This window comes from Ktedonospora formicarum (assembly GCF_016587355.1).
In the GTDB taxonomy this organism is placed as follows: domain Bacteria; phylum Chloroflexota; class Ktedonobacteria; order Ktedonobacterales; family Ktedonobacteraceae; genus Ktedonobacter; species Ktedonobacter formicarum.
Genome location: NZ_BNJF01000002.1, coordinates 536,003 through 562,930 on the forward strand (window position 1 = coordinate 536,003; position 26,928 = coordinate 562,930).

The 26,928-nt window shown below is 51.5% G+C and carries 25 protein-coding genes; 13 read left to right on the forward strand and 12 right to left on the reverse strand.

Translation table 11 applies throughout. The features are described from left to right. The first annotated feature begins 279 nt into the window (after positions 1 to 279). The 4 genes from K3T82_RS21310 (at position 280) to pdxR (ending at position 5,044) form a co-directional block, all read left to right on the forward strand. Positions 280 to 720, forward strand: a complete 441-nt coding sequence (locus K3T82_RS21310; RefSeq protein ID WP_220195563.1) for an Lrp/AsnC family transcriptional regulator — start codon at positions 280 to 282, stop codon at positions 718 to 720. Positions 721 to 750: 30 nt separating this feature from the next. Continuing rightward, a complete protein-coding gene (locus K3T82_RS21315; RefSeq protein ID WP_220195564.1) occupies positions 751 to 2,055 on the forward strand; it encodes an MFS transporter in 1,305 nt (434 codons plus the stop codon). A 36-nt stretch (positions 2,056 to 2,091) separates the two neighbouring features. Next, complete coding sequence (locus tag K3T82_RS21320; RefSeq protein WP_220195565.1) at positions 2,092 to 3,363, forward strand: copper resistance CopC/CopD family protein; 1,272 nt, start codon at positions 2,092 to 2,094, stop codon at positions 3,361 to 3,363. 184 nt (positions 3,364 to 3,547) lie between these two features. Further along, a complete protein-coding gene (gene pdxR / locus K3T82_RS21325) occupies positions 3,548 to 5,044 on the forward strand; it encodes a MocR-like pyridoxine biosynthesis transcription factor PdxR (RefSeq protein WP_220195566.1) in 1,497 nt (498 codons plus the stop codon). Here the strand turns inward: pdxR and K3T82_RS21330 are convergent. After that, a complete protein-coding gene (locus tag K3T82_RS21330) occupies positions 5,041 to 5,883 on the reverse strand; it encodes an isocitrate lyase/PEP mutase family protein (RefSeq protein ID WP_220195567.1) in 843 nt (280 codons plus the stop codon). The two genes, pdxR and K3T82_RS21330, sit on opposite strands and share 4 nt — an antisense overlap. Positions 5,884 to 6,483: 600 nt before the next feature. Between K3T82_RS21330 and K3T82_RS21335 the strand changes: the two genes are divergently transcribed. Together K3T82_RS21335 and K3T82_RS21340 are read left to right on the forward strand one after the other, a co-directional pair. Then, complete coding sequence (locus tag K3T82_RS21335) at positions 6,484 to 7,782, forward strand: MFS transporter (protein ID WP_220195568.1); 1,299 nt, start codon at positions 6,484 to 6,486, stop codon at positions 7,780 to 7,782. Between the two features lie 159 nt (positions 7,783 to 7,941). Beyond that, positions 7,942 to 9,690: a cation:proton antiporter gene (locus tag K3T82_RS21340; protein ID WP_220195569.1), complete on the forward strand. Its 1,749-nt coding sequence runs from the start codon at positions 7,942 to 7,944 to the stop codon at positions 9,688 to 9,690. Positions 9,691 to 9,754: 64 nt separating this feature from the next. On the opposite strand, the gene K3T82_RS21345 is transcribed toward K3T82_RS21340, so the two are convergent. From K3T82_RS21345 to K3T82_RS21355, 3 genes are read right to left on the reverse strand one after another with little or no spacing between them, the layout of a single operon-like run. Beyond that, positions 9,755 to 10,069 (reverse strand): AzlD domain-containing protein, encoded by a 315-nt coding sequence (locus K3T82_RS21345; protein ID WP_220195570.1) that lies wholly within the window; start codon positions 10,067 to 10,069, stop codon positions 9,755 to 9,757. After that, entirely contained in the window at positions 10,066 to 10,818 is a 753-nt protein-coding gene (locus tag K3T82_RS21350; protein ID WP_220195571.1) for an AzlC family ABC transporter permease, read from the reverse strand. Before K3T82_RS21350 ends, K3T82_RS21345 begins: the two co-directional genes overlap by 4 nt. Positions 10,819 to 10,864: 46 nt before the next feature. Beyond that, positions 10,865 to 11,710, reverse strand: a complete 846-nt coding sequence (locus K3T82_RS21355) for an AraC family transcriptional regulator (RefSeq protein ID WP_220195572.1) — start codon at positions 11,708 to 11,710, stop codon at positions 10,865 to 10,867. Positions 11,711 to 11,878: 168 nt separating this feature from the next. On the opposite strand from K3T82_RS21355, the gene K3T82_RS21360 reads away from it, so the two are divergent. After that, positions 11,879 to 12,415, forward strand: coding sequence for an RNA polymerase sigma factor (locus K3T82_RS21360; protein WP_220195573.1), 537 nt, complete (start codon positions 11,879 to 11,881; stop codon positions 12,413 to 12,415). A gap of 24 nt (positions 12,416 to 12,439) precedes the next feature. Beyond that, a complete protein-coding gene (locus K3T82_RS21365) occupies positions 12,440 to 13,597 on the forward strand; it encodes a L,D-transpeptidase (RefSeq protein WP_220195574.1) in 1,158 nt (385 codons plus the stop codon). A 165-nt stretch (positions 13,598 to 13,762) separates the two neighbouring features. Here K3T82_RS21365 and K3T82_RS21370 read toward each other — a convergent pair whose 3' ends face one another. Continuing rightward, positions 13,763 to 14,605, reverse strand: coding sequence for a helix-turn-helix transcriptional regulator (locus tag K3T82_RS21370; RefSeq protein ID WP_220195575.1), 843 nt, complete (start codon positions 14,603 to 14,605; stop codon positions 13,763 to 13,765). 167 nt (positions 14,606 to 14,772) lie between these two features. Here K3T82_RS21370 and K3T82_RS21375 point away from each other — a divergent pair, with 167 nt between their 5' ends. Next, positions 14,773 to 15,714, forward strand: coding sequence for an LLM class F420-dependent oxidoreductase (locus K3T82_RS21375; protein ID WP_220195576.1), 942 nt, complete (start codon positions 14,773 to 14,775; stop codon positions 15,712 to 15,714). 58 nt (positions 15,715 to 15,772) lie between these two features. Here the strand turns inward: K3T82_RS21375 and K3T82_RS21380 are convergent, their stop codons facing one another. The 5 genes from K3T82_RS21380 to K3T82_RS21400 form a co-directional block, all read right to left on the reverse strand. Continuing rightward, positions 15,773 to 16,201 (reverse strand): GlcG/HbpS family heme-binding protein, encoded by a 429-nt coding sequence (locus tag K3T82_RS21380; protein WP_220195577.1) that lies wholly within the window; start codon positions 16,199 to 16,201, stop codon positions 15,773 to 15,775. A gap of 197 nt (positions 16,202 to 16,398) precedes the next feature. Then, complete coding sequence (locus K3T82_RS21385; protein WP_220195578.1) at positions 16,399 to 17,811, reverse strand: MFS transporter; 1,413 nt, start codon at positions 17,809 to 17,811, stop codon at positions 16,399 to 16,401. A 174-nt stretch (positions 17,812 to 17,985) separates the two neighbouring features. Continuing rightward, positions 17,986 to 18,465 carry a MerR family transcriptional regulator gene (locus tag K3T82_RS21390; RefSeq protein ID WP_220195579.1) on the reverse strand — a complete coding sequence of 160 codons (480 nt, stop codon included), beginning with the start codon at positions 18,463 to 18,465 and terminating at the stop codon, positions 17,986 to 17,988. Positions 18,466 to 18,717: 252 nt separating this feature from the next. After that, positions 18,718 to 19,311 carry a phosphotransferase-like protein gene (locus K3T82_RS21395; protein WP_220195580.1) on the reverse strand — a complete coding sequence of 198 codons (594 nt, stop codon included), beginning with the start codon at positions 19,309 to 19,311 and terminating at the stop codon, positions 18,718 to 18,720. Between the two features lie 70 nt (positions 19,312 to 19,381). Continuing rightward, positions 19,382 to 19,993, reverse strand: coding sequence for a TetR/AcrR family transcriptional regulator (locus K3T82_RS21400; protein ID WP_220195581.1), 612 nt, complete (start codon positions 19,991 to 19,993; stop codon positions 19,382 to 19,384). Between the two features lie 396 nt (positions 19,994 to 20,389). On the opposite strand from K3T82_RS21400, the gene K3T82_RS21405 reads away from it, so the two are divergent. Then, the gene (locus tag K3T82_RS21405; protein ID WP_220195582.1) at positions 20,390 to 20,746 is read left to right on the forward strand and encodes a DoxX family protein; all 357 of its coding nucleotides are present in this window, start codon (positions 20,390 to 20,392) and stop codon (positions 20,744 to 20,746) included. Positions 20,747 to 20,865: 119 nt separating this feature from the next. Here the strand turns inward: K3T82_RS21405 and K3T82_RS21410 are convergent, their stop codons facing one another. Beyond that, entirely contained in the window at positions 20,866 to 21,669 is an 804-nt protein-coding gene (locus tag K3T82_RS21410) for a CPBP family glutamic-type intramembrane protease (RefSeq protein WP_220195583.1), read from the reverse strand. Positions 21,670 to 22,395: 726 nt separating this feature from the next. On the opposite strand from K3T82_RS21410, the gene K3T82_RS21415 reads away from it, so the two are divergent. From K3T82_RS21415 to K3T82_RS21425, 3 genes are all read left to right on the forward strand, one after another. Then, complete coding sequence (locus K3T82_RS21415) at positions 22,396 to 23,193, forward strand: class I SAM-dependent methyltransferase (protein ID WP_420799333.1); 798 nt, start codon at positions 22,396 to 22,398, stop codon at positions 23,191 to 23,193. Between the two features lie 320 nt (positions 23,194 to 23,513). After that, positions 23,514 to 25,304, forward strand: coding sequence for a peptide ABC transporter substrate-binding protein (locus tag K3T82_RS21420; RefSeq protein WP_220195585.1), 1,791 nt, complete (start codon positions 23,514 to 23,516; stop codon positions 25,302 to 25,304). 291 nt (positions 25,305 to 25,595) lie between these two features. Continuing rightward, the gene (locus K3T82_RS21425) at positions 25,596 to 26,042 is read left to right on the forward strand and encodes an SRPBCC family protein (RefSeq protein ID WP_220195586.1); all 447 of its coding nucleotides are present in this window, start codon (positions 25,596 to 25,598) and stop codon (positions 26,040 to 26,042) included. A gap of 66 nt (positions 26,043 to 26,108) precedes the next feature. Here the strand turns inward: K3T82_RS21425 and K3T82_RS21430 are convergent, their stop codons facing one another. Beyond that, positions 26,109 to 26,462, reverse strand: coding sequence for a cupin domain-containing protein (locus K3T82_RS21430; RefSeq protein ID WP_220195587.1), 354 nt, complete (start codon positions 26,460 to 26,462; stop codon positions 26,109 to 26,111). Between the last annotated feature and the right edge of the window lie 466 nt (positions 26,463 to 26,928).

The following is a 26,928-nucleotide window of genomic DNA, read 5'->3' on the forward strand; positions in this document are numbered from 1 at the left end:
GTTTATATTGCGAAGCGATACTGCCACGCGTGGCCCAATTGTATCACTCACTATGCTTAACAAAAAGGAGCGCAAATTCCTTCCCCAATGGGACGAGCCGTACATCCTCTGAATGCTCCTGCTGACTAAACGTCTGTCTGATCTATGATTTATAGCAATCCTGGCCTAGAGATCCGACGAAGCGTTTGTATTTTTCCTTATCCATTGACTACCTGTAATCCCGTAACGTACTATGAAAAACGAAGCGACATATACAGGTAGAGATGAGGAGCAGTGATAATGGATGCGGTAGATCACAAGATAGTTACTCTACTACAAGGGAACGGGCGACTCAGTCAAGAGCATATCGCGCAGCAGGTCAACCTCTCGCGTCCGGCAGTGCATGAGCGGATTAAGCGTCTGGAGGAACAAGGGGTCTTGCGTGGCTATCAGGCACGAGTCGACTGGGGAGCGCTAGGTCTGCCCCTATCCGCGTTCATCTCAGTGCGCTATCACACAGTCGAGGTACCCGCCAACGAAACCACGGCTAGAATCATGGCTCTTCGTTGTCCTGACACGATCATTACGGAGTGTTACCGGACAACAGGAGGATGGTGTACACTGCTCAAGGCACATGTAGCCACGCCCCTCGCGCTTCAGGACTTGATCGATGCTATTCGTGCCATTCCAAGCGTGCAGGAAACACTAACCACCATGGTACTCTCTACGCTCGAAGAGTAAAGACATTACTAACCCAAAGGATATGCTTCTATGCTGGCAAAAATGATGCGCTTGCGCTTTCACTATGGATGGGTCATCGCGGCTCTTATCTTTCTGACCATGCTACTTGCCGCCGGTATGCGCTCGACGCCCAGTGTGTTGATCGTGCCGCTTCAGCGCGAGTTTGGCTGGAGCAATGCCGCTATTTCGCTCTCAATCTCGATCAACCTCGTCATTTATGGACTCAGTGGTCCATTCACGGCAGCCTTGATGCAACGCCTGGGAATTGGGCGCGTAATTATGGGAGCGCTACTGCTGGTCGCGGTAGCCTGCACACTGACGACATTCATTCACGATGTCTGGCAGCTTGATCTGCTGTGGGGTCTCTTGCTGGGCATGGCAACGGGGGCGCTGGCAACTATCCTTGGCGCGATTGTCGCAGAACGCTGGTTTGTAAAGAATCGGGGCCTGGTTATGGGCATCCTCTCGGCTAGCAACGCGACAGGTCAACTGGTCTTCTTACCCCTGCTAGCGTCGCTGGCGGTCTCGTCGGGCTGGCGCGCCGCAGCCTGGGGAACGGCTATCGCGGCTCTTATCCTGCTCCCCCTGGTCTTTCTCTTCTTCCGCGACCGACCGCGAGATATTGGTCTTCGCCCCTATGGAGCTCCAGAGGAAAAAGGAGCGACCCAGGAGGAACCGCAAAGCAAGATCAATCCCTTTGCAGCAACGTTTAGTGCTCTATTTCAGGGTATGCGCTCACGTGACTTCTGGCTACTGGCGGGCAGTTTCTTTGTCTGTGGTGCGACCACTAATGGTCTGATCGGGACACATCTGATCCCAGCGGAGATGGATCATGGCATGTCAGAGGTGCTGGCGGCAAGCATGCTCGCGCTCATTGGCATTTTCGACCTGATCGGCACAACGGCCTCGGGGTGGCTCTCTGACCGCGTGGATAGTCGCTGGCTGCTGTGCTGGTACTATGGCCTGCGTGGGCTCTCGCTGATCTTCCTGCCCTACGCGCTTAATAGTGCGAATCTTGCCTTGCTCGTCTTCATCGTCTTCTATGGGCTGGATTGGGTGGCAACTGTGCCGCCTACTGTGCGTCTGGCTTCAGATATCTTTGGCAAGGAGAACGTTGGCATCCTCTTCGGCTGGATCTCAGCCGCGCACCAGCTAGGAGCCGCCACGGCTGCTGGTCTGGCTGGTCTTTCACGTACGCTCCTAGGCAGTTATCAGACCATCTTTATCTCCTGCGGCCTGCTCTGTCTGTTGGCAGCGGGAATGGTTATCCGCATTGGTCGCGTGGCACGCCCCACACAGGAGCAGCCACAAACACAGATCGCCGCTCAATCCTGATCTGATAATGCGCGTATAATGACGGGAAGGACAGTCATGCTAAAAGGACGAGAGGCGCTTTATAAGTGCTCCATTGTGCTTGTCTTATTGCTATCAAGCATACTGGCCTTCCCACTTCCTGTTCAGGCAAGCACACTCCACGCCTTGCTGCTTCGTTCGGACCCACAGGCTGGTAGTACACTCTCACAGCCACCCAAGGTTGTACGACTCTGGTTCACGGAGCCTGTGGAGCTTGTAGGAAAGCCTATCAGAGTCTATGCTCCTTCTGGAGCAGAGCTAGCAATCGGGGCCGCGAGCGTTCACGGACTCGAAGTGAGTATTCCCCTTCTCGCACAACAGAAGGGGACCTACCTCATCACATGGCAGGTTGTATCAGACGACACTCATCCGGCGAGTGGAAGCTTCGTCTTCCATGTTAGCTACGTGGCGGGAGTCTGGGCAAGCACAACCAGCGGTAACACCTCACAGACTGGCTTCTGGCTCCAATTACTGGCTCACCTGCTTCACTATCTGGGCTTCGCGTTGGGCTTTGGCTCTCTGGCTTTCCTTCTGCTCGTCCTGCGCCCACTCACACTGGTAAGTGAAACAATTCGCGACAGAATTCTAAAACTCAGCAACTATGGGCTACTTCTGCTGATCATGGCCGAGGGGGTTTCGCTAATAGCTCAGGTTGTCAGCTTGCATCCAGGCGGGGCATTCGACAGTAGCATCGCCGAAGGGCTACTACTCTCTAGCTTTGGGCGAGTCTGGGCGCTCCGTTTGGCGGCAGCTCTCTTGCTCTGGATACTATTAGGCATCGCCCGTCAGGATTATTTCAAAAGCGGAATCGCCATGCTCATCCTTGGTGGAGCGCTGGGACTGCTCGATGGGACTGCCAGTCATGCCATAAACTCCCTGCTGGCCTGGCTAGCTTTGCTCGCGAACATGCTACATGTGACAGCCATGGGAGTCTGGTTGGGTGGCCTTCTAAGTCTGCTGACGCTCTGGCGCGAGAAAGAAATCCAGATCCAACGCCGGGCAGTCATTCTCAGCTTTGGAGGGCTGGCAGCAATCGCAGTGATCGAACTGGTCCTGACTGGCATTGTTATGGCCTGGCTCTATGAGGTACGGCCCACGAACATCTTCAGCAGTGTCTATGGACTGGTGCTCACAGCAAAGGCGGCATCTCTGTTCATTCCCTTGCTCTTCGTCGCCATCAGCCGCAAGAATCAGCATGCGCACAAGCGCTGGTGGTGGCTGGAACTGCTTGCTCTTCTCGGCATCCTCTCGCTCGCCGCAACCCTGGTCACACTGCCTCCGCCCAGCTAATACGGTGAGCCCCGGCACTCACCAAAGCTGAGTGCCTACATATGCTGGGCTCAAACTTTTTGTTTGCCACAGTAAGAGGCCGGGATACTCATATGGTATTATGGGGGAGGCTTGACGCGTTCAGTAAAGGTAACGAAGCTGAAGGCAGTTGTATCAAAATGTATTACGCAAAATAAAGTTATCTATGTCGAAACATGCAACACCTATTGGCGAATCAAAGATCGTTCTCAATCAGAACGAGTCCGCGCCACTGTATAGGCAGCTCTATGAGCGCCTGAAAAACAGAATATTGACGGGGCAATTGGAGGCTGGCACACGCTTACCCTCAACACGCATGCTCGCCAGTGAGTTAGGGGTTTCACGCAACACAACAGCCCTAGCATATGAACTCCTGCTATTAGAAGGATATATTGAGAGCAGGGTAGGTGATGGTACGCGTGTTGCCTGCCTGCAACCACAGCGACCGCAAGAACCAGTTCACCCGCAGAATAAACATAGGCGGAAAGAGGGCAAGGCCCCCTCGGCACCCTTTACAGGGCGAGGGCAGCTATATAGCGAGCTAGCACATTTGAGCAGTCCACGCTCAAACCCGGAGAATGTGAGCATCTTCAGTGTTGGTCAGCCCGATGTGACACTCTTCCCCTACAAAACGTGGGGCAAGTTGATCGCGAAGCATGCCCGATATTCGTTACCGAAAATCGCACTCTACCATGACGCTCAGGGCTATGCCCCTTTGCGCGAAGCTATCGCCAGCCATATCGGCATCACACGTGGAGTACAGTGCTCACCTGAACAAATTATCATGACATCAGGAGCCCAGGGGGCTTTTGATCTACTGGCACGCGTCTTGCTCAAGCCCGGTGATCCGGTCTGGGTTGAGGACCCCGGCTATAATGGATCGCGAGGCGCGCTGCTGGCAGCCTCGACCCAAATTGTCCCTGTGCCGGTTGACCGAGAAGGCTTAGTAGTGGACGCCGGTCGTCAACTCCGCCCCGACGCGCGAATGGCGCTGGTGACCCCCTCGCATCAATTCCCTACCGGCGTGCCGATGAGCCTGAATCGACGACTGGAGCTGCTGAGATGGGCACGAGAGGCAGAGGCCTGGATCGCGGAAGATGACTATGATAGCGAATACCGCTTCAGTGGTCGACCTCTGGAAGCCTTACAGAACCTCGATAGCAGTCGCGTAATCTATATTGGCACGTTCAGTAAGGTTCTCTTACCCGCGCTACGTTTGGGATATCTTATCGCTCCACCTGAGCTGCTCGAAAACTTGTTAGTAGCTCGCTATTTCGTGGATGTACACCCACCCATGCTCGAACAGATGGCCCTTACTGATTTCATTACCGAAGGCAACTTCGCACGCCATTTACGTAGGATGCGCCAACTCTATCTTGAGCGGCGCAACGCCCTCATCGACGCCCTCACGCGGGAACTGAGTGACCTATTAGATATCGTCACCCCGGAGGCGGGTATCCATCTCGTCGCGTGGCTTCCAGAGAGATTAAGCGCGCAGGTGGGAGCTTGCCTGGAAGCACACGGCCTCACTATCCGACTCACCTCACAGTACAACATACAGCCACAAGGACGAGAGGGCTTGATGTTGGGCTTCGCGACGGCAACTCCCGAAGACCTGCGTACTGGCGTGCACATGTTAACGCGAGCGCTACGGTCACTCTAGTCGCGACTGTACAACGCGTTGAACTCGGCATTTGAGAGGGAATCGGCATGCATCTTCGTTAAAGTGCCCAACTCAAAGATCTCACGCGCGACCGCGCGCATATGTCCCAATGTCGAGCTTGTTAGAAAACCTCCAAAACTGACACGCGCCACGCTTGTGCGCTCAAGGTCTGCCAGAGCCAAATCTGGGAAGCCAGCCAGGATATTTACTGGTCCCTCGATAGCCTTTACCAACTTGCTAATGGTATCGAGATCGAGCCAGCCTATAGGGTAGACGCAGTCCGCACCTGCTTGCAAATAGGCATTCGCCCGGCGCACAGCATGCTCCAAGCGCTCTTCAGGCTCACCAATTCGTTTTAAGAACACATCAATACGAGCATTGATGACAAGTGGCATATCTAGCTCATTCCCCAGGGTACGCAGAGATTGCAGTAGTTTCGTCTGATAGGCAACATCGACAAGTGTTCCCTGCTCCCACTGTGATGAATCTTCGATGTTGATACCTACCGCCCCCGCCGCTATCACCGCCCGTACTGTATCAAGTACCTCCTCCAATGAGCGACCATAACCCGCCTCAATATCCGCGGTCACGGGACACGCAACTACGCGCGTAATACGCTCAATAGTCTCAATAAGCATCTCTCGGCTAATTTTCTGACCATCGTTATACCCTAACGCGGCTGCAACCCCCGAACTGGATGTCGCGACTGCGCGTCCCCCAGCCTGCTCAACAATACGTGCACTGGCAGCATCCCAGACATTAGGCAGAACAAGCATAGACGAATCATAGTGAAAGCGGCGCAATAGCTCGGCGCGCTCCTTCTGTGGCAATATATTCATAAGCGGTTATCTGCTCCTTTATATACAAGTCTGAGAACAGGACGCTTTACATATCCGCGCCCGTATGCTCTACTATAACCCGTTATTGGTCCAGCAACAAGAGCCAATTACCCGTGTTATAATAGCTCCATTATTCCAATTGCATAACTCATCTGTCTTGTTTTATACTAAGGTAGCTACATCGCATTAGTAGCGGTTACATGGAGAGGGATTGGGCAGTCCTGATTTTTGACTCAGGAACACGGTGCAGACTGAAATGCTGTGCCTCTACATATGGGAATCGCCACTCTGGCTCTTTGAAGTGAAATCGTAAAACGTTGACGGCGCCTCGTGCGGACCAACAGAATAACCGCGCGATAATGCGCTCTCACAAACACATCTTTTCCTATTCCTCATGAAGCAAAAAACCAAGCGCGACAGCGCTCAATACATTCATGATGTTGGTCTTTTGTACGTACCCTTATCTCCTCAATGATGAAGAATCGGGGCTAATAAGCGGGGTGGAAGAGAATACTACATTACAACCAGCATAAAGCATGACGCCCACAGCGTACTTTATGCCCATAGCCATAGCCACACTCATGTGGCGGGAAAGATTATATGCACGACATATCAACTGAAGCAATATTATCCCAGCCACCAGAGATACCCCAGGAAGGGCATGGGCAGTCTACGCGAGCACCAAAAAACGTGGCTTCGGCGCTGATTTTCCTATCAGCCTGCATCAGTATTATCATGACGGGTTTTGGCATCATTATCCCGGTCTTTCCCCAACGCCTGGAATCGCTGGGGCTGGGGGCTGAGACTCTGGCACTAATGGAGGGTGGCTTTGGGCTGGGTATGTTCCTCTTTAGTACACCTATGGGCACGCTGGCAGGACGCTTCGGACGTAAGCCAATCATCCTGCTCGCGCTAGGTGGTTTCATCCTCACGAACGTCATATTAGCTCTGGTCAATATCCCATTTATGTTTATTGTCGTACGCTTCGTAGAGGGCGCGCTCGCAGCCGGACTGATGCCAGCATCTATGGCAATCGTCGGCGATAGCCTTCCAATTGAACGCCAGGGACGCTGGATTGGCATTATGACTACGGCTCAGGCAGCGGGTATCGCGTTGGGGCCAGGTATTGGCGGCTTTATCTATCAATCATGGGGCTTTCAGAGCCCATTCCTGCTCTCGGCAGGTCTGGCTTTCATCGCCGCGCTGTTAGCACTTCTCTTGCTACCGGAGACTTTATCAGAGGAGGCACGGAAACGAGCACGTCTGGGAAAGAAAGAGCGCAAAGAGGGTGCCACACGTGGAAACACCACGAATGCTCTCCAACTGGCTCTGCTCTTCGCCCCTCTCATTCTTATGGACCTGGGGTCGACTTTTATCTATCCTTTTACACTGCCACAATACCCCTTCTTCTTTGAGAAGGTGCTCCACTATAGCGCAGCACAATATGGACTGATTGTCAGCGTGTATGGGCTCTCACTCGCGGTCTGCCCCTTGATCTTGGGACGCCTGAGCGACTTACTACCCAAGCGCGTACTCATCGTCGTTGGAAGCCTGCTCCTACCCCTTTTGAACGTGGCAATGCTCTTTATAAACCAGTATCCATTGCTGATCGCGGCGGCATTCGTCACGGGCGCGGGCAGCGCGCTCATGCTACCCGCGCTGGGCGCACTCTATCTGCGGGAGACCACAGAGGACAATCGCTCGCAGGTCATGGGTGTGCGTGGCTCAGCCATCTCGCTTGCCATTCTGACCGCTCCTCTGGCCCAGGCCGCCGCATCCCTGGTGATTACACCACAGATCACTTTCGCCATCGGTAGCATTCTAGGGTTTGGCATGGCCCTTTTCGCCGCGCTAGCTCTACGAAGCAACAAGCATAGCGCCAATCCAAATGCTCAGTAAATAAGCAAAACCAAGGGAGGCAGGTTGAATAGTTGGCGACTATTCAACCTGCCTCCCTTGGTTTTGCTTCTGAATCGCAAGCGGCAAGAATCATATCAAGCTTCAGTGCCCACCTATACTTAAACTAAAGAGAGAGAGCCAACCATACAGGAGCGTGCTATGCATGAATTGCCCATCTTAGTTGATTTCGCGGTGGCTATCGGTGCTGCACTGATAGGTGGGCTACTCGCGCGTCGCTTACGCCTACCAACCATTGTGGGATACCTACTTGCAGGGGTCGTCATCGGCCCTTTTACACCTGGCTACATTGGTGACCTACATACGATTCAACAGTTCGCTGAACTCGGTGTTATCTTCCTGCTCTTTGGTGTTGGGCTGCACTTCTCGTTGAACGATCTCTGGGCAGTGCGTTCTATCGCGATTCCTGGAGCACTGCTCCAGATGGCGCTGACAACGCTTGCGGGTCTACTCCTGACGACCTTCTGGGGCTGGTCGCTAACGGCTGGTCTGATTATGGGCCTGGCGATCTCCATTGCCAGCACGGTAGTCCTGATACGCAACCTGATAGATCAACGCTTACTACACGCCCCATCGGGAAAAGTCGCGCTTGGCTGGCTGGTACTGGAAGACATTGCGACAGTGCTGATTCTGGTATTATTGCCTGCTTTCGCTGGTCACAATGGCGCGAATATCTGGCAAACAGGGTTGATTGCGCTGGCAAAGACCGCAATCTTCGCGGCCCTGATGCTTCTTGTAGGGACGAAATTTCTCCCCTGGCTCTTGAAGCGATTGGCTCTTCTACAATCGCGTGAACTCTTCACGGTCGCGATTGTCGGGATAACCATTGGAATCGCGCTGGGTGCTGCTTCGCTCTTCGGGGTATCGCTGGCGCTGGGTGCGTTCCTGGCAGGCGTGGTCATCAATGAATCTACATTGAGCCATCAGGTAGAAGCTGAGATACTGCCCTTTCGCGAGACCTTCGCGGTACTGTTCTTTATTTCGATTGGGATGCTGGTCAATCCTATATATCTGTTCCAACAATGGGCGGCTGAACTCTCTCTAGCACTACTCATTATCGTCGGCAAGTTTGTACTGACACTGGTGTTGGGAGCGCTCTTCTCGCGTTCTGCACGCACAACACTGGTAATCGCGATAGGATTGTGCCAGATAGGCGAGTTCTCCTTTATCCTTGGGCAGACCGGCGTCTATCTGAAACTTCTCACACGTGACCAGTACGCGCTACTTCTAGCAGGGGCACTCATTTCCATTACACTGAATCCCTTTCTATTTCGTCTCCTACCATGGATGGAAAAACATCTCCAACGCATCCCATTTCTCTGGTCGTTACTTGAACGCGAGACAGCCCCTACATCGGATAGCCAGCCCCAAGCGTTGGGGGATCACATTGTACTGATAGGCTGCGGGCGTATAGGTAGACAACTCGTCTCAGTCTTTCAATCGCTCTCAATCCCTTACGTTGTCGTCGATTTCAATCTTGCGCTCGTCACACAGCTTAAGGAAGAAGGAGTGCAAGCACTTTACGGTGACGCGACTAGCGTGGCTGTGCTCACACATGCCAGAGTCTCACGAGCCCGCACAGTTATCGTTACTGTCCCAGATGAAACCAAATCCAGCGTCATTACCGCGACGGTGCGGCGTCTGACCAGCGATGTCAGGCTAGTAGTACGAGCTACGACAAGCGCAAGCATCCACCACTTAAAAGAGCTTGGAGCCACCAGAGTCATCTATCCTGAGCTTGAGGGCTGCGTGACTATCGTAGAAGTCATGCTAGAACGCCTGGGATATCCCCTCAACGAGATTCAGGAGTGCATCGAAGCCCTTCGCAACCAGGGTGAGGAGGAACAGCCTGCACTTCTTCAAATCACGCCCCGTAGCTCACAAAACTGACAACACTTGCCAGACCTCAAGAGTCTTCCCTAAGATATAGGCGCTCAAAATTAATGAATACGGTTTATAGGAGCCATTGGAGCAGCCAGAGCGCAACCATACCTGCCGCTATTGTCAGAAAGACATTGCGCGTCCACCAGGCAATCAGTGCGGCAAGAATGCCCGCGATCCAGCGTGGATTACCTGTTGAGAAATCAATACTACCAGTTGGCAGCACCAATTGGGGCAGGATAATGGCGGTAAGTACCGCGATAGGGACCAGGCGCAATATCCTGAGCACAAGTGGGGAGACCTCTACCTTCCCTAGACCCAGGACAAAAGAGATACGGACAGCAAAGGTCGCCAGACCAATACACGCGATCAAAAGCCAGATCATCATGACTCTGCCTCCTTCCTTCCTTCTACCACCATTTCCTCCCCAACGACATTGGACTCGGTACGCTTGCCATACATAACCTCCATCAAGGAACCTGCGAGAATGCTGGCACAGGTAGCGACGAGTAGGCCTGAGTTGAGCGGCAGGTGAGCCGCCAACACCGCCACCAGACCCGCTATTATAGCTACAGCAAGATCAACTCTGCGCTTGAGCACTGGAACCACCAGGGCAATAAATGTCAGCGGCAGAGTGAAGTCAAGGGACCAGCTAGCAGGTATATTAGCACCAAGGATCAGACCAACAGCGGTGCATGCCTGCCAGGCGCTCCACAGTGCCAGCCCTGTGCCCAGAAAGAACCAGTGCTTATGAGGGCTCTCGTCCGACTGCTGGTAGCGCGTAATAGCAACGGCATAGGCTTCATCCGTAAGCAAGTAACACAGCAGCAGTTTCCAGCCCACGCTCAAACGCTGCATATAGGGCGCGAGCGAAGCGCTATAGAGCGCGTGGCGTAGATTAATAATACAGGCGGTTACGAAAATGACGCCTGCCGATATGCCAGCACCCAACAATTGCACAGTGACAAATTGGGCCGAGCCAGCAAAGACGATAGAGGACATAGCCTGGCCCAGGCTAATGGTCAGGCCAGCACTACGAGCCGACACGCCATAGATCAGCCCAAATGGCGCGGCGCCCATCAGGATCGGTAGGGTACCCCTGGCACCCGCGAGAAATTCAGAGCGTGGTGTTTTCATGCCCTTATTTTAGGGAGCATTTACCGAGATGTCTTGTACGTTCTTGCTATCGGCGACAACTCCGAGCATACTCGCCCGGAGGGACTCCAACCAACGCCTTAAAGTGGCGGGTGAGATGGCTCTGATCGCTAAAGCCAACCATGCTGGCAACTTCCGCAGGAGATACTGTTAGAGCAAGCAGGCGCTTGGCCTGCATCACACGCAATTGAGTCAGGTAACTATGAGGCGGCAAACCGATGGCATCGCGGAAGACACGCAAGAGATGGAAGGGACTCCAGTTCACCAGTGTGGCTAGCTGTTCTAGTGACACATTTTCGGCGAAATGTCCTTCAAGATAGGCGCGCACACGTTGAACATGAGCACGCTCATTCGTGGTTGGTGGCAGCATAAAGCGCGCGTCCGCGTGACGCAGGATCAGGTGAGTAAAGGCCCAGGTCAGTTTAGAATCGCGCTCCAACGTAAAGGGCGAGGCAGTCAAAGTAGCATGAAGTGTGGTGAGCATCGCCGCCAGCGGAGGGTCATGGATGACAGGCGAGGGAAAAAAGGGGATAGATGCTTCATGTCCTGCCTCTTTGGAGGCCGCACGCTGCAGAAGTGAGACATCAGGATAGAGCATCCGATAACGCCAACCAGCCTCAATCGCCGCCGCGCCTGTATGCATCTCCCCGGGATTAATGACCACAATACTCCCCTGAGGGGCTACATGCGTGCTACCGCGATACTTAAAGCGCTCCGCCCCATCCTCGATCACGCCGATGGCATAGCCTTCATGCGTATGTGGGGCGAAGCTATGTGTCACATAGGTCGCGTGTAACAGTTCCAGGTTGTTGAGGTTGGGATCGCGCCAGAACGTCGCCTGCTCACGCGCGCCACCCCGACGCAAGCTACTCATGTGCAAGATGCTCCTATCAGGAAACAGCCATACCATCGATTTATGCCAATACTAGCCAGTATTGAGAAGTTTTGTCAAGATTATCAAAAAAGTTGCTGCGCTTTCTCACTCCCAACGATGATAATAGTGAGAAGCACTCTCACACTTCTATTGTCAAGGATGAGATTCATGCAATTATCACATGTAAGGTCAAACACCGGAGTAGGACTGGACGATGCTCCACTCACACTATTTGACCAGTATGCCACGCATATTTTTCGCTACGTCTATCAGCAGATTAGACATAGACAGGATGCTGAAGATCTGACGTTGGATGTCTTTCTCGCGGCAACGGATAACCAGGACAAGCTACAACATAAATCCGAGCAACAACAACTGGCTTGGCTTCAGCGGGTCGCGCACAACAAAATCGTTGACCGCTATCGACGCCAGACACGCTCCTTGTTTCTTCCGCTAGAGCCAGATGTTGAGATTGCGGACAATGACCTGACTCCTGAGCAGTATAGTGAGCGCAATGAAAACTATCAGCGCCTCGACCAGGCGATAGCCCGCCTACCGCAAGCACAACAAGACATCATTCATTTACGCTATATCGAGGGTATGCGCTGCACACAGATCGCTCAAATTATCAATAAGTCAGATTCATTTGTACGAGCCACCCTCAGTCGAGCATTGAAGCGCTTACGCACTTATTATGGTCAGTAATGCAGCAAGGAGAAACAGGGAAGCATGTTAGAAGATATTCGTCCGCAGCCAGACCAGACTAAGGCAGAACAAGATCCACGTAATGAATCTGTCATTCACGCCCTTCACGCTGTGACGGCCCGACGACAGCAACAAACACAAGAACTTTCGCAAGCCGAGATTGAGCAATCTATCGCGAACATCCGCAATCGCTTTCAAGCAAGTCTTAAACAGGCTGACCAACCCAAATCGAGCTTACGACTAATATCGAACACAACGTCAGGTTTCGCACCGCGAGCCCGCCGGAGAACCAGCATCGCGCGCTACATAGCCATAGCGGCGGTTATTGTTTTACTCATCGCCAGTAGCCTCGTGGTGAGCAACATGTTCCTGGCGGAAAAAAAACAAACAGCCGGACACGATCAGGTGACTCCACAAGCAACAGCAACTCAGGCGCTACCACCCAAGGAGCGTGCTCAGGCGCTGGTACAACAGCTTGATAAAGAAGTAACTACATGGGGGACGGTACACCCATATAAGAACCCCTACGATCAGAAGACCTATCAGCTCGATTATAGCTATCAGCAACTAGTCAAGCGGCTCCAAGCCCTTGAGCAGATCGCCAAAACGGACAAGGACTATACCTATATTGCGGACAAAGCTCAACAGGGGCTTGAATTTCATAACTCCTTCGAGCAGGCCGCGCAGGGCAACAACGCACCTCATGTGACCGAATTGAAGTTGTTATCCACGCTCAAACTGAACGGCAAGACAGTGATCGTCTTCTCACTCGCGAATCAGACCGCTCGCGTATACACAAATGGAGTGGTTGTGCGTTCGTTCCCAATTGCCTCAAGCTTTACAAAATTGCCAACCATACCAGGCAACTTCCAGGTAGACATGAAATTTGATCAAAGGGGTCTCTCGTCCGACGCCTTGCCATCGGGACAGGGTCAGATTCAATCTTCCTATGAGCTAGATTACGGTACGATCAAGCAGGCCTTGCCTTTCTTCGCCACCTATAGGGGGTTTATCTACTGCAACCCTCAGCGCACCGTCTTTGGTCCGGACTCGCAACTGCCTCACGCCGAGAATGGCAAACCGGCTGATGGCAGCATCACTGCTGGCATCGAGGTGCCCCAAAATGATGCGCAATGGCTCTTTGAGCACTCACAAAAGGGGAGCGAGATAGTCGTGTACTAACTTTGTGGCGCGAATCGATCACACTTCTAGCACCATTTTCGGAAAGTAGATAGCATACACCCGCCTCTGGTCTTAAAGATGGGCGTATGCTTTTGAGTTTTAGCTATGTTTGCAATCTATTAGCACCCGCCAGTCTTCAGATCTCGGAGGCTGGCGGGTGCTAATTCATGTGGAGGAGCGGCTAATTGTTGTTTCCAGCAAGGCTCGTAGTTTCTTGCGGGATGCGTCATCAGGGGAATAGACGTTAATAGTGAGATCAGGGTTATTCATAACTTGCAAGGTCATTTGCTCAAACTCAAGCATACCCAGTTCAGGGTGCTCGATACGTTTGTGACCATCGAGCGCGCTACGCACATAATGGTGGGGCCACCATTGGCGAAACTCGGGGCTTACTTGCTTCAAATCCTCGATCAGCGTCTCGAACCAATGATCACCGGGATAACGGGTGCTCGCTGCCCGAAATTCAGCCAGAGTCGCGCGTGCGATTGTCTCCCAATTGGGACGCGTCCTTGCGGTTGGATTAGTGAAGAAACGCCATACCAGGTTACGCTCATTGGGGGTTGTGGCTTCCGAAAGGCTGAAGAGGGCATCTGCGACCCGGTTCCAGGCCAGATAATCATAGCGCCGCCCCATAACATATGCAGGCGAGGGATCAAGGTCAGAGAGCATTTGTTGGAGCGCGGGGCTGACTATCTCATCCGTAACGGGAAAAGCGGAGGGTAGTGGCTGCTCGGCAAGTAAAAAGAGGTGGCGGCGCTCATTTGGGGTTAGCTTGAGCGCTTGCGCGAGGCTCTCCAGGACTTGCGCCGAAGGATGTACGTCCCGCCCCTGCTCCAGCCAGACATACCAGGAGGTGCCAATGTTGGCGAGTTGCGCAACCTCCTCGCGCCGTAGTCCGGGCGTCCTCCGACGCATGCCGGTTGGCAAGCCTACATCGGCAGGAGAGATGCGGGCACGTCGCTCACGCAAGAAATTGGCAAGTGTTTGACGGCGCTCACGCTGCTGCATCCTTAATGCTCCTCGATATCGTGGTGGTCAGAGACCTATGATCATAAAACCCTGGTTCGCATATCAGGTACAGAGTATAGTCAAGCCAGATGCTTGCGTCAAGTTGGCGCATATCCACACCAATAAAGCGGATATCTTGTTTGCATTTAGAAACGAAGGACTTACTCATGTCTCTGAAATTTGGTTTATCTTTGCCGCAAGGCTGGACAATGGAACTGGCGGCTATCAAAGATCCAATCGAAGCCTACGAGTCGATGACCAGGGTCGCGCAGTTCGCCGACGAGTTGGGATTTGAGTCGGCATGGCTCGTCGACCACTTTCATACCATTCCCAGGCCTGCTCAGGAGATCACTTTTGAGTGCTGGACCACCACAGCCGCCCTCGCGCGCGACACCAAACGTATTCGGATTGGTCAGATGGTTACCTGCAACGGCTACCGAAATCCCGCGCTCCTGGCGAAGATGGCAAGCACCGTCGATGTACTAAGTCATGGGCGACTTAACTTTGGCATCGGGGCTGGCTGGTTCGAGCATGAATACCGGGCCTACGGTTACGATTACCCCGACGCGCCCGACCGTCTACGCCGCCTGCGCGAAGCAGTACAGGTCATTCGCGCGATGTGGGAGCAAGAAGAGGCGGTCTTTGAGGGGAAATATTATCACGTACACGGAGCCATCAACCAACCGAAAGGGGTACAGAAACCACACATTCCCATGCTCATCGGCGGCAGCGGCGAACAGGTGACGCTCAAGTTAGTCGCGCAATATGGTGATGCCTGTAACATCTATGGTAACCTGGAAACAATCAAGCATAAGTTCGCAATCCTCAAGGGGCATTGTGAAGCTATCGGGCGTGACTATAACAGCATCCGTCGCACAGTAACCCTAGCCTGCTCCCTTGGTGAGACCGACGATGAGGCAAGAGCAAAATTTCCGCCCGCGCTCATGAACCGCCCCGTCTCGGCGGGAGCGCTGATTGGTAGCCCGGATACCTTGCGCCAGCGCTTCGCTGAGTTGGAGGCGATAGGCGTCGAGGAAATCATACTCGGGTTCATTGATCCCCTACAACTGGACTTACTCCGCCTCTTTGCTCGCGAATTTATTGGGTAAAACGATGACATGAATCGCTCACACTTCCATCTAGCAGAAAGATGTGAGCGATTTTCTGTTAATCGGCAAGGTAGACCTTTAGAGCGGCTTCTCCGGCTTCGGCAATAATAGTATCCTGAGGAGATCTCACTCCGCTCACACCAATGGCTCCAACGACATGCTCACCCACGTACAAGGGTATACCACCTTCCAGAGGAATCATGCCAGGCATACCAAGCACAACCATATTTCCCTTGTCTAGCAACTCTTCATGGAACTTTGTTGGTCGACGATACTGCACAGCATGGGTAGCCTTCGCAATCGCCACATCGACACTAGAGTTCGCGTTCTGATCCATGCGCTGGAAATACAAAAGGCTACCACTGTCATCCACAATCGCAATGACGACAGACCACTGATTTTCAACTGCTACTTCCTCTGCCGCCGCTGCGATCAATTTAGCTACTGCAAGCGTAAGAACAGGCTTTGTTGGAAGTTGGTGAGGCACGTAATATTTTACCTTTCTTTTGTGCTTATAGAACGGTGAATTTGGGCCATTCCCCCGATAAACCTGAGAATTTCCAGGGATGCTATCTCTTCCGTGGCAAGGATACATGATCCAATTTCCAATTGCAAGCTACCTGAATTCCGATGGAAACTCTTATACAGTATTTTATGGCTTTAGCTTAATTCGCAGAGTTAATCTCAACTTCTCTTCATTCTGACAAAGAACAGAATGACCAGCAGGCCAAGCAATTGCACACCAGCGGTAAACAGGAGGGATTGATGCAGGCCAGAGATAAAAGAACTGTTAGCATTCAGAATCAGACCCAGTATGGCGACACCGAGTACAGCCCCAAGTTGACGGCTAGCGTTGAGCGCGCCAGAAGCAATACCAGCTTGCTCCTTCGATGCAGTGGTCATGATAGTAGTAATCAACGAGGGCAGCACTTGAGAAATGCCAAACCCAATCAGGATTAGGGCTATCGCAATAACAATATAGCTGGTATTGGTATCAGTCACAGACTGAAGTAGCATACCACCCATCACCAGAACAAAACCAGTTATCATTGGAAGCCGAGCTCCAAAGCGATTGACGAGGCGACTGGTCAGAATCGGATTAAAGGTTATTGGCAATGTGAGTGGGAGAAAGGCCAGGCCAGCAATCAAAGCTGAATACCCAAGTCCCTGCTGAAAGAAAAGCGACATGACAAATAGGATACCAGCCATACCGAAATTGATGAGCAGACCCGCAGCCATGCCAGCGCTAATGATGGGATTTGCGAAGAGCTTTAGCGGAAGCATAGGACTATCAATACGAGACTCTATGATAAGGAACGCCACAGTGGAAACAATGGCTAATCCTAGCGCAATCAGAATGAGGGGCGAGCTCCAACCAAGATTCTGGCTTTCAATTAAGACATACGTCAGGGTGGCAATCATAAGAATGGCAAAGAACTGGCCTGCTGGGTCGAGTCGCTTCTGCTCATTGCGCCGCGTTTCGCGTACCAGGAACATAGTGAGAGCGATACAAATGAGAGCCACAGGCACATTGACGAGGAAGATACTGTGCCATCCCAGGGTATCGACCAGTATACCGCCAAAGACCGGGCCAGAGGCAAAGGCAATCCCTGTGATAGCCGCGTAAAGTCCAACTGCACGTGCCCGCTCAGCCGGATCACTAAACTCATGCGTGATAATCACCAGTGTGGTTGATGTGATAGCCGCTGCCCCTACACCAAGCAATGCACGCATGATGATTAGCACTTCAAGCGAAGGGGAGAACGAGGAGATACCAGAAGCCAGCATGAAAAGCACCAGACCACTGATAAAGATGCGTTTGGCCCCGAATTGATCGGCGAGGGCTCCCGCACTCAGCAACAGGCTGGCAAAGACCAGGGTATAAGCATTCACCACCCATTGCAAGCCCACAAGACCCCCACCCAGATCATGACTAATAGCCGGAAGCGACACATTCACAATGGTTCCATCCATAAGAACCATAAAGTAGCCTAGCGAGATAGCCGCTAATATAATGGACTTCCTCCAGCGCCCGGACCTTTCCGCGCGTGGGGCTACTTGAGAATCAGGAAGTAACATTGATGATGTTTTTGCCACAAACAACTCCTCACTATGACATCATGATGTCATAGTATTAATAAATGCTGATGTTATTATCGCGTGGGTGATGGTAGAGACAGGCAACAAAAGGTACACAATAGAGATGACCATAGCATTTTATGGATGCAAGATGGCTATTTTCTTTCAGCTAGAGGCTTCCAGGCATGTTCACTACTGGCTTTCTACCCTTGCGATCTTGTCTTCAAGCATCGCGAGGTGTTCCGCTGCTGTGAGTTCACCAATATTGAAACATTCAAGCTCAACCTCTTTCTTACGTGCGATTTGAGCCCGGTGAAGTTTGATCTTGGCATCGATGACTGCAAGATGCGCTTCAGTCTCATGCAGACGCTCCAGCACCTCTTGCTGATGCTGTTCCAGAAAGGCCAGGCGCTGCTCCAGGCTCTTTTCTCCCTGGCGGCGCAGGTTCGCGAACTCTTGCATCTTGCGAATCGACATACCAGTTGAGCGCAGTCGCCTCAACATTGATATCCAGGCCATATCCTGGTTGGTGTAGCGACGATGACCACTGCTTGCACGCTCTACACCATCAAGCAGCCCAATACGCTCATAGTAGCGCAATGTGTAGGCATTCACCCCTGTCGCTTCAGTAACCTGTTGAATGGTCAGTTCTTCTTCAACCTGTTGTGTCATGTTCTCTACCTCCATGGAAGCAGTGTATAATCTAGAGCGCACTCTAAGTCAAGAGCATAGTGACGAGTTTTCCAAGCCCTTAGAAAACTCGTCACTATGCTCTAATATATAAAGTTCCTATTACGCGACCTCCTGCTTCATAAAGCGTTCGCCAAGGCATCCATATGCTTCTTCTTCAAACTACTTTAGTGTTGCGCAACATCTAAGTATCCCAGGCAGATAATTTCCAGGTTAATGAGAGGCTTGTCCAGGCTAGCATTCCTTGCTGGGGAAAAGATAACGAAGAATCTCATCAACTGTTTCCTCTGGCGTTTGTTCAGAGGAGTCGATCCAATATCCAATTCCGTTCATGGTCGTGCGCAAAACATCATCGAGATACACAGCCCAGTCTTCTCCAAGGGGGCGTTTACTTCGATTCCTGTCACGCTGTTGGGCGACAACCTCAACACGGGGAGCTAGCACAATCAATGTGTAAGGCAGACTATACAAATGAGCTTGCACAGTAGGCCATTCTTCGCCTGTGATAATATCGTCGAGCACAACAGTAAAGCCAGCCTCCAGAAAGGAGCGACCTAAAAGGCACATATGCCGCTGACGTAACTCATACTGGCGCGCGGTCTCTCCTGAGAGTTCACCGGGCTCTTTTGCACCTTCACTTCCAGACACGATCATATGCTGAAGGGTATCCGCCTCAACATGTACCCCTCGCTCAAATCGCTCAGCGAGCAAGTGTGATACTGTCGATTTCCCAGCAGCTTGAATGCCAGTAACAAGGATTATCCTCTCTTGCATGGGAAGTGAAGCACATGGCTCCTGTTGGTCCAATCGCTGATTCACTGAACACATAATTCCCTCTTTAAGATGCAGGGTTTGACATTTACATCGGGCGGGCTACTCATGCATCCCTTTGGGGCATTCATGGTAGATCATCTTCAATAGAGCGCTGAAGGGCGGCACCGATAATCCTCGTTAACTGTTCGTCAGGAAACTGAGCAAGCGACTCGCTGTGGATAAACGATTGCATAACACTCAGCCCAATAAGTTGCGAGAGGATTAGTTCAGCACGCAAATGGGCATCGGATCCACCAATGTAAGTTGCCATGGGTCCGAGGAAGTGCTCTTCCAATGCCTGACGCAACAGATGAGAAACCTCGTCGCAATGGGCTGAGCGTATCATAATCATCAGCGGATCAGGAGTATTCAATTGTGCATGTGAGATAAAGCTATGAATGAGGCGTTGCCCCAATTCGGACAAATCACCTTCAAATGGCGATGGGCCACAATCGCTTCCTTCGATAGAGATGCTTGCCTGAAAAAGATCCTCTTTTGAGCCAAAATAGCGAATGACCAGCGCAGGGTCTATATGTGCCTGGGAAGCGATATCCCGTACAGTCACTCGTTCATAGCTATCCTGAGCAAAGAGTGTCCGTGCCGCGTGTAGGATGGCCTTCCGGGTCGCGGCTGCATCGCGTTCACGACGCTGTCGCGGACAACTCTGCGCATTCTTTAGCTTATCTCGTATGCTCACAACAATCTCCTGGCAAACCTCCCATAAAGCATTATGCCTTCGCTTGCCTCTGGCTCACACACTCCGTCATCTTAGAGTTCATCCGAAAAAGCTATATCATTGGCGCGGCTGCCCTAATATGCTCAGGCTCTCAGATAAGGAATATATGCTCGTTACCTCTTCCTCCCAATCATAACACAATTTACTTGACCTCACAAACAAGGCATGTCCGCTCTAGAAGCGACTTTACGCGCAAGACCTGACTCGCTCTACAGGCCCCATCACAGTTGTCAACGCTTGTTGACAAATACCTACATTATGGTTTATAACTCATATTAAGTCAACAAGCGTTGACATTTAAGTTGAGCTACATTCAACCTTATTTTAAATGCGTTTACAGGGGAGGTTTGAACTACTATGTTCTGGATTGCCGTCGTTCTACAGATTTTGTTGGCTCTCGCTTTTCTAGGGTCCGGCGCTACCAAGTTGACTCGACAGAAGCAGATGGTAGACAATTTTGAGAACCGCTATCACTACCCACTCTGGTTCATGACAATCACTGGTGTGATTGAGGTTATTGCCGCGCTAGCTTTGATCGCAGGCATCTGGGCGCCTGTGCTAGCAACACTTGGGGTGCTCCTGGTAATATGTACCATGATTGGCGCAATCGCTACTCACATTCGGATAAAGGATACACTCCCGAACATCATAGCTCCCACGATCCTATTCGTGCTTAGTGTTGTGCTACTCTTCGTCCATCAACCCATGATCTAAAAGCAGAAACAAAAAGGGTGGAGAGGAGCAGTGCTTCTTCTTCACCTTTTTTATCAGCATTGGCTACAGCTCTATGTCTCTATATTCGAGAATTCGTTCCGTCTAAACACTATTCCAGGTCAATCAAACTGCACGCGCAGGTATGCGGTCCAACTCTTGAAAAGATTGTGCGCAATGTGGACGAGGACTGCTACAAGCAGACCATATCTGAACATGATCAGAAAAAAGAACATTCCACTGTACCAGGACCAGATCCAACCCATCCACCCTTGATATGAGTGCCCATCGCGAAACTTACCATTCGCGCTCAGGATCGCGGCCCCAACAACCCAACTATACTGATTACTGATAAGAATATCGTGTAGCTTGTAGAATGTTACAAAGTCCGCCGCCGGGATCAGTGCTTGTGTAAAAAGCCACTGCACCAGATTATGGCCCGCGAAACCCAGCAGGAGGTAATTAAGAACCGTCACACCTACAATATAGCTATAAAAAATCAGCCAGCGAAAGGCCAACTCTTCATAAAGTGCATAGAACGAATAATACCAGAGCGTGCGTTTGAAGAAATCACCTGTCTGCGACCAATAGTAACTGAAATCCCAACGATTCTCTTCTAATGTCGGACTAAACATCCAGTACAGCGCCGTCAGGACCGTACCAACGAGGAAAGGCCAGATGTCACCCACTAGCTGCGAAGGGTTACCATGCAGGTTCCAAAAGGCGAATAGATCGAAGGGTATCACAGTGGGGCAAAGCCACTTGACCAGCAAAACCAGAGGGAGCGCTATAAAAACTGAGCTACAACCGCAAGGAATATTGTAGTTCTGAGAGGCATGAATGGGATTGCCATATGAATCATAGACAACCTCTACTTGCTTATGAGGGAGAATCAACAAGAAAGGGCCTGGTAACATACGCCGCATTGGTTTCCTTCCCGATGCTTGCTAGCAAAAGCACAGCCTACAACAACGCATTGGAAATACAACCCCTACTTCCATAGACGCAATCATCCAGGCTTTTGCAATTTCCGGGGCAGGATAGCTCACGCTTGTACCAATCACGGAGACGTAACCACTCACACTCAAACCGCAAGTATAACTGGAGCTTGAGAAAGGCAAAATTAGATAATGGGTGTTGTTATACAAGCGACTGGACCAATTATATCATAGGATGAGTTGATGATAATCCCATTGCCATCGCGCCCTACGCCTGCTATAGTGATGGTCAACCGTCAACATGAAATGAGGTAGGAAAAGCACATGTCCACACGCTGGTGGAGCACACTTATTGGAATTGTTACCGCACTTGAGCAGGCTCATATCGATTACACCCTGCTTGAAAACGCCTCACTCTATGTCCAGGGGGCGCTTAACACTCCCCCCACGCAACTCGCTCTCGCCGTTCAATGGGACCTCTTCCAGCGCGCATGTGAACTCTTTGCCACCATGCCAGAGGAGCGAACAGAGGAGGTGGGGCGCGCTTCATTCTTACGTGAGGGCCTATCCATCGCGTTCACCTGCCAATATAATACGGTCGTCGCGACTGATCCTGAGCGCCTACGCGTTGAGCACGATGGGCAGAATCTATGGGCCAAAGCTCTCGATTTTTACGTGCGCACACTCCCAGCCAGCAATAAAAATGTTCAAGCCATCAAAGCCTACTGGCACACACTTCAGGAGCAGAACAACCACCTCAATGCTCAGGCCTGGAACCAGGAAACCTATAACGCCTGGCTGGCTCGCTTCGGCACTCCAGAGGAGGCCGCGAGCCGTCTACACAAGAACCCACGAGCTCGACTGGGGTCGCATGTCCCACATTTGCCAGAGCTTCAGGGCAGAAAGATCATCAATCTCCTCGGCTCACATGGAGCAAAGGCTATCGCGCTAGCCCTGCTTGGGGCAAATGCCACTGTCGTCGATATCTCCTCTGAGAACGCGGCCTACGCCCTCGACGTAGCCCGTGCTGCTGGCGTGGACTTGCGCTATATTGTCTCTGACGTCCTGAGTCTTCCAGAGTCCGAACTGGATGCTAGCTACGATCTCGTTCTCTTAGAGCTTGGAGTACTGCATTACTTTGTGGACCTGGAACCGCTCATGAGCACCATCACACGCCTGCTACGACCCGGAGGGCTCCTGCTACTTCAGGACTTCCATCCCATTTCGACTAAGCTGATTACCTCGCGTGGAGCACGCCACAAGGTGAGTGGTAACTACTTCGACAAATCCATCATTACTCAAACTGTCGCCACCAGCAAGCACCTCAACCCTGCTTATCAGGAGCACACACCTGTTGTCTACCAGCGCCAGTGGACCCTTGGTGAAATCATCACAGCCATCGCCACCTCTGGCCTAATTATCGCGTCCCTCACCGAGGAGCCCAACCCCAAACTCGATGATAGAGGCATTCCCAAGCTCTTTACCGTCACCGCCCACAAAAGCCTCCATTAATAAGGCAAAGAAAGTAAATACTTCATTTACAATCATCATCTCACCTGGATAGAACCAGCATTTAACAAGCGATAATTGCTGCATAAATTGAATTCGAGATTTATACACCTCTCTCTATACGTGAGTTTTCTTTAGCAATTTACGTAGTAAATGTATCGCAATGACGAATCCTTTTGTGGAGTTACACCGGGTGACGTGCCTCTTCATCGCTGTAGCAGGTACGCCCGGAGGACGCCGTAGCCTCCTCACTGATCCCAGAACAAGTGCCATTGCTATGCAATGGCTATAAGATCCCCATTATCTGGTAGCAAGGAGACACAATGCACGTACACACACTACATGTTGACAGCGCCAGACAAGATAACTCGCTGACTACGGCGAGCCGCCGATTCTGGCCCTTTCTCCTGGCACTCCTAGCACTCTTTGTCGCTGCCTGCGGCGGAAGTAGTAATACCGCCAATACGGGCAAAGCCTCCGACGACCAGCAGGTCTTCATCAAGCCCATTGAGGGGCGTTCGGAGCTACAGAGCTTCGATCCAGCCCTGGTAACTGAAGGCGCATCCATCAGCGCAGTCAATCTCGTCTTCACGGGTCTGGTACAGCTTGACGACAATCTTCAGGTGCGAGATCAACTCGCGCAATCTCATTCTCTAGGCTCTGATGGTGTCACCTGGACCTTCAAGCTCAAGCCCGGCCTCAAATTCAGTGACGGCAAGCCCCTGACCTCCGCTGACGTAGCCTACAGTTTAGACCGTGCGCTCGATCCCGCCCTCAAATCTGCCGTCTCACCAATCTATCTTGGCCTGATCAAAGACTCAGATAAACGCTTCACTGGTGAAGTGAAATCCCTGATCAATGACAGTATTTTGACCCCCGACGATCAGACCGTCGTGCTCATTGCAAAGAATAAGGCCGCCTATTTCCTCCAAATTCTGACCTATCAGACCTCGTATGTGGTCGAAAAGAGCATGATCGACAAGTATGGAAACGACTTCGCCAGTCATCTCTCCGAAGGCATCGGCGGGAGTGGACCTTTCAAAGTCTCGAAGTACCTTCCTAACAAAGAAATCGAGTTCGTTCCCAATCCCAACTACTATGGAGAGAAGCCCCAGATCAAGAAGATTGTCATGCCTTTCTATCAAAAGGCCGACACCTCGTATCGAGCCTATCAGGCTGGACAGGTCAGTACCGCTGACGTTCCCTCAATCCAGATTGAGTCCGCCAAACAATTACCCAGCAATCAATTTCAGACAGTTCCACAACTTGACGTAGAATACGTTACTATGAACTACCTGGCAAAACCCTTCAATAATCTGAAGATTCGCCAGGCATTTGCTCTGGCGGTCGATAAGGACGCCATCGCGCATAGCGTCTATAAAGATGGCGTAGTCCCCACCAATCATATTATCCCCAAAGGCATGCCTGGCTATAACGAGAAAGCCACCGCGCCCCAGGGCGTAACCAGCACAAAGGGTGATCCCACACTGGCAAAACAACTCTTTGAGCAGGGTATGAAGGAAGAGGGCTTTACCGCCTCGACGCTTCCACAACTCACACTTACCTTCGCCTCCCGAGGTACCAGCGATTCACGTAATATGTTCTCAGCCCTTCAGCAGATGTGGCAAGGAACGCTTGGCGTGACGGTCAGGCTGGAAGACGAGGACTATAATAAGCTCCTCTCGGACCGCACCAACTCAGTCAACAACCCCAAAGGCATGCAGATGTATGCTCTCGACTGGACAGCGGACTATCCTGACCCACAGAACTGGCTGACCTTGCTGTTCGACAAAGGTTCGCCCAAGAACGCCATGAATTATGGTCAGAACCAGACGCTTATGGCAAAGGATCAACAGGCAGTCCAACAACTCATGGAGGAGGCTGACGTTAACACTAATCCGCAGGAACGCCTGCAACAATATAATGAAGCGGAACAGAAACTCCTCAACGACGTGGTCTGGATACCCATTTACCAGTATGCTCGCACTATTGTGCGTAAGCCCTGCGTCATTGGTGTCGTGGAGAATGCTCAGAACTTCACCCCGCCCGACGACTGGGGAAAGATCTACATCTCCAATGCCAACCCCTGCGCCGACACCTCACAGTACAAGTAGCGTCTAGCAAAAAGGAGCGTCACCTGCTTACGGGTGACGCTCCTTTCGTCTGGTACTATAGAGGCAATTAGATTGATATCAATATACATCAGGCGTATAATGAGACCCGATTCTCTGAATCATTACTAGATTCTTATGCGAAAGCCAGAGCCGTTGACGCCGCTAACGCAAACTTCCTATGAGAAAACCCCAACGCTTGCCATATTTCAGGTAGCGTGTTTCTTCATGGGAGCGACAGCGCGTTCAGGTCTTCTCATAGGGAATACAATATTTTAGAAGGAACAACATAGCATGGAATTTGCGGGTGAACAAAAGCTACAGGCCCAACGCGCTAATGTCTTTAACGCGCTTCTCAATCCTGAGGTACTCAAAAAGAGCATCCCTAGCTGCCAGGGCGCGGAATATGTCGAACTGCCTGAGGGTCGTTTCCTCAAAATCACCGTCAACGTCAACGTCGCTATTCTCAATGGCACCTACGATATTTACCTGCATGCCACGGAAATTCAGGAGCCATCCCACCTTGCTATAGAGGCCGAGCCACAAAACTCCCTGGGGAAAGTCGCCACGCGTTGTGTCATTGACCTGGCTGACGATGCCGCTGGAACCCTTCTGAGCTATAACGTTAACGCCGCTCTCTCAGGGAAACTCGCAGCCGTCCCAGAATTTGCCATCAAGCCAGCCGTCAAAGGTATGCTCGACCAGTTCTTCAAGAACTTCGAGAAACAAATCCCAGCCTAAGATATACCAAAGCAAAAGAGATATGACTCTAATCCGTGATGGACAGAGCCATATCTCTCTTTATTCTTACCCCCTCGTGCGCTCTGGACGGAAGGCTGGCATACAAAGTGACCAGTACTCACACTCCTCGTCCTGCCGGGCATTACTATATGTTACGCGCGTCCCACGCTCAACCAAACATGTCTCACCTGGACTCACTTCCTGCTGCTCGCCGTCCGCTTCTATCGCCAGCCATCCTCGCACAACAATCACTACCTCATCGAATTCCGCCACCTGAGCCGCTTCCCGCCAGGCAGGAGGAGCGAACATATGCGCGAGGCTGAACGCATCATGCTGGGTGTGTAACACCCCAAAATGCTCATCGATCACCTTTCCATCCTCACGCGGGAAGATGGTTCCATGCTCTACTTTACGCAACATAACTTACGTGTCTCCCTTTTCCAATTAAGTCTATAGGCTGCTTCATTATAGCATTATAGGGAGGATAGATCGTTTGAGCTGTGAACCCGGTGCAATCTGAAGCGCTACGCCTACATATGGAGAACACAAGCCTTTGGAAAGCTGACTCAAATGTGCATGGAAATCTTCTCTTTGTGATCACAATCGGTTCTGCGGCCCCTCCCAGGTGCGATCCAGGTTATGAACGGTTAGAAAAAACATGCTAACTTAGCATTATTTTACCTAAAAGTACTTTTATAATTAAGATGTAAATAGGGACGAAATATTGAGAATATCATGAGCTAGTTTTGTTCATAAATACTTTTTAGATTGCTTCAACGCTCAGACCCTATCAAGATGCCATATCGCTCAATATATAGCGTTCACTTCTCATGCTTGCCCATCCCAAAGACCTCTGTTATAATTGAAGCGTTTGAATACATAGCAC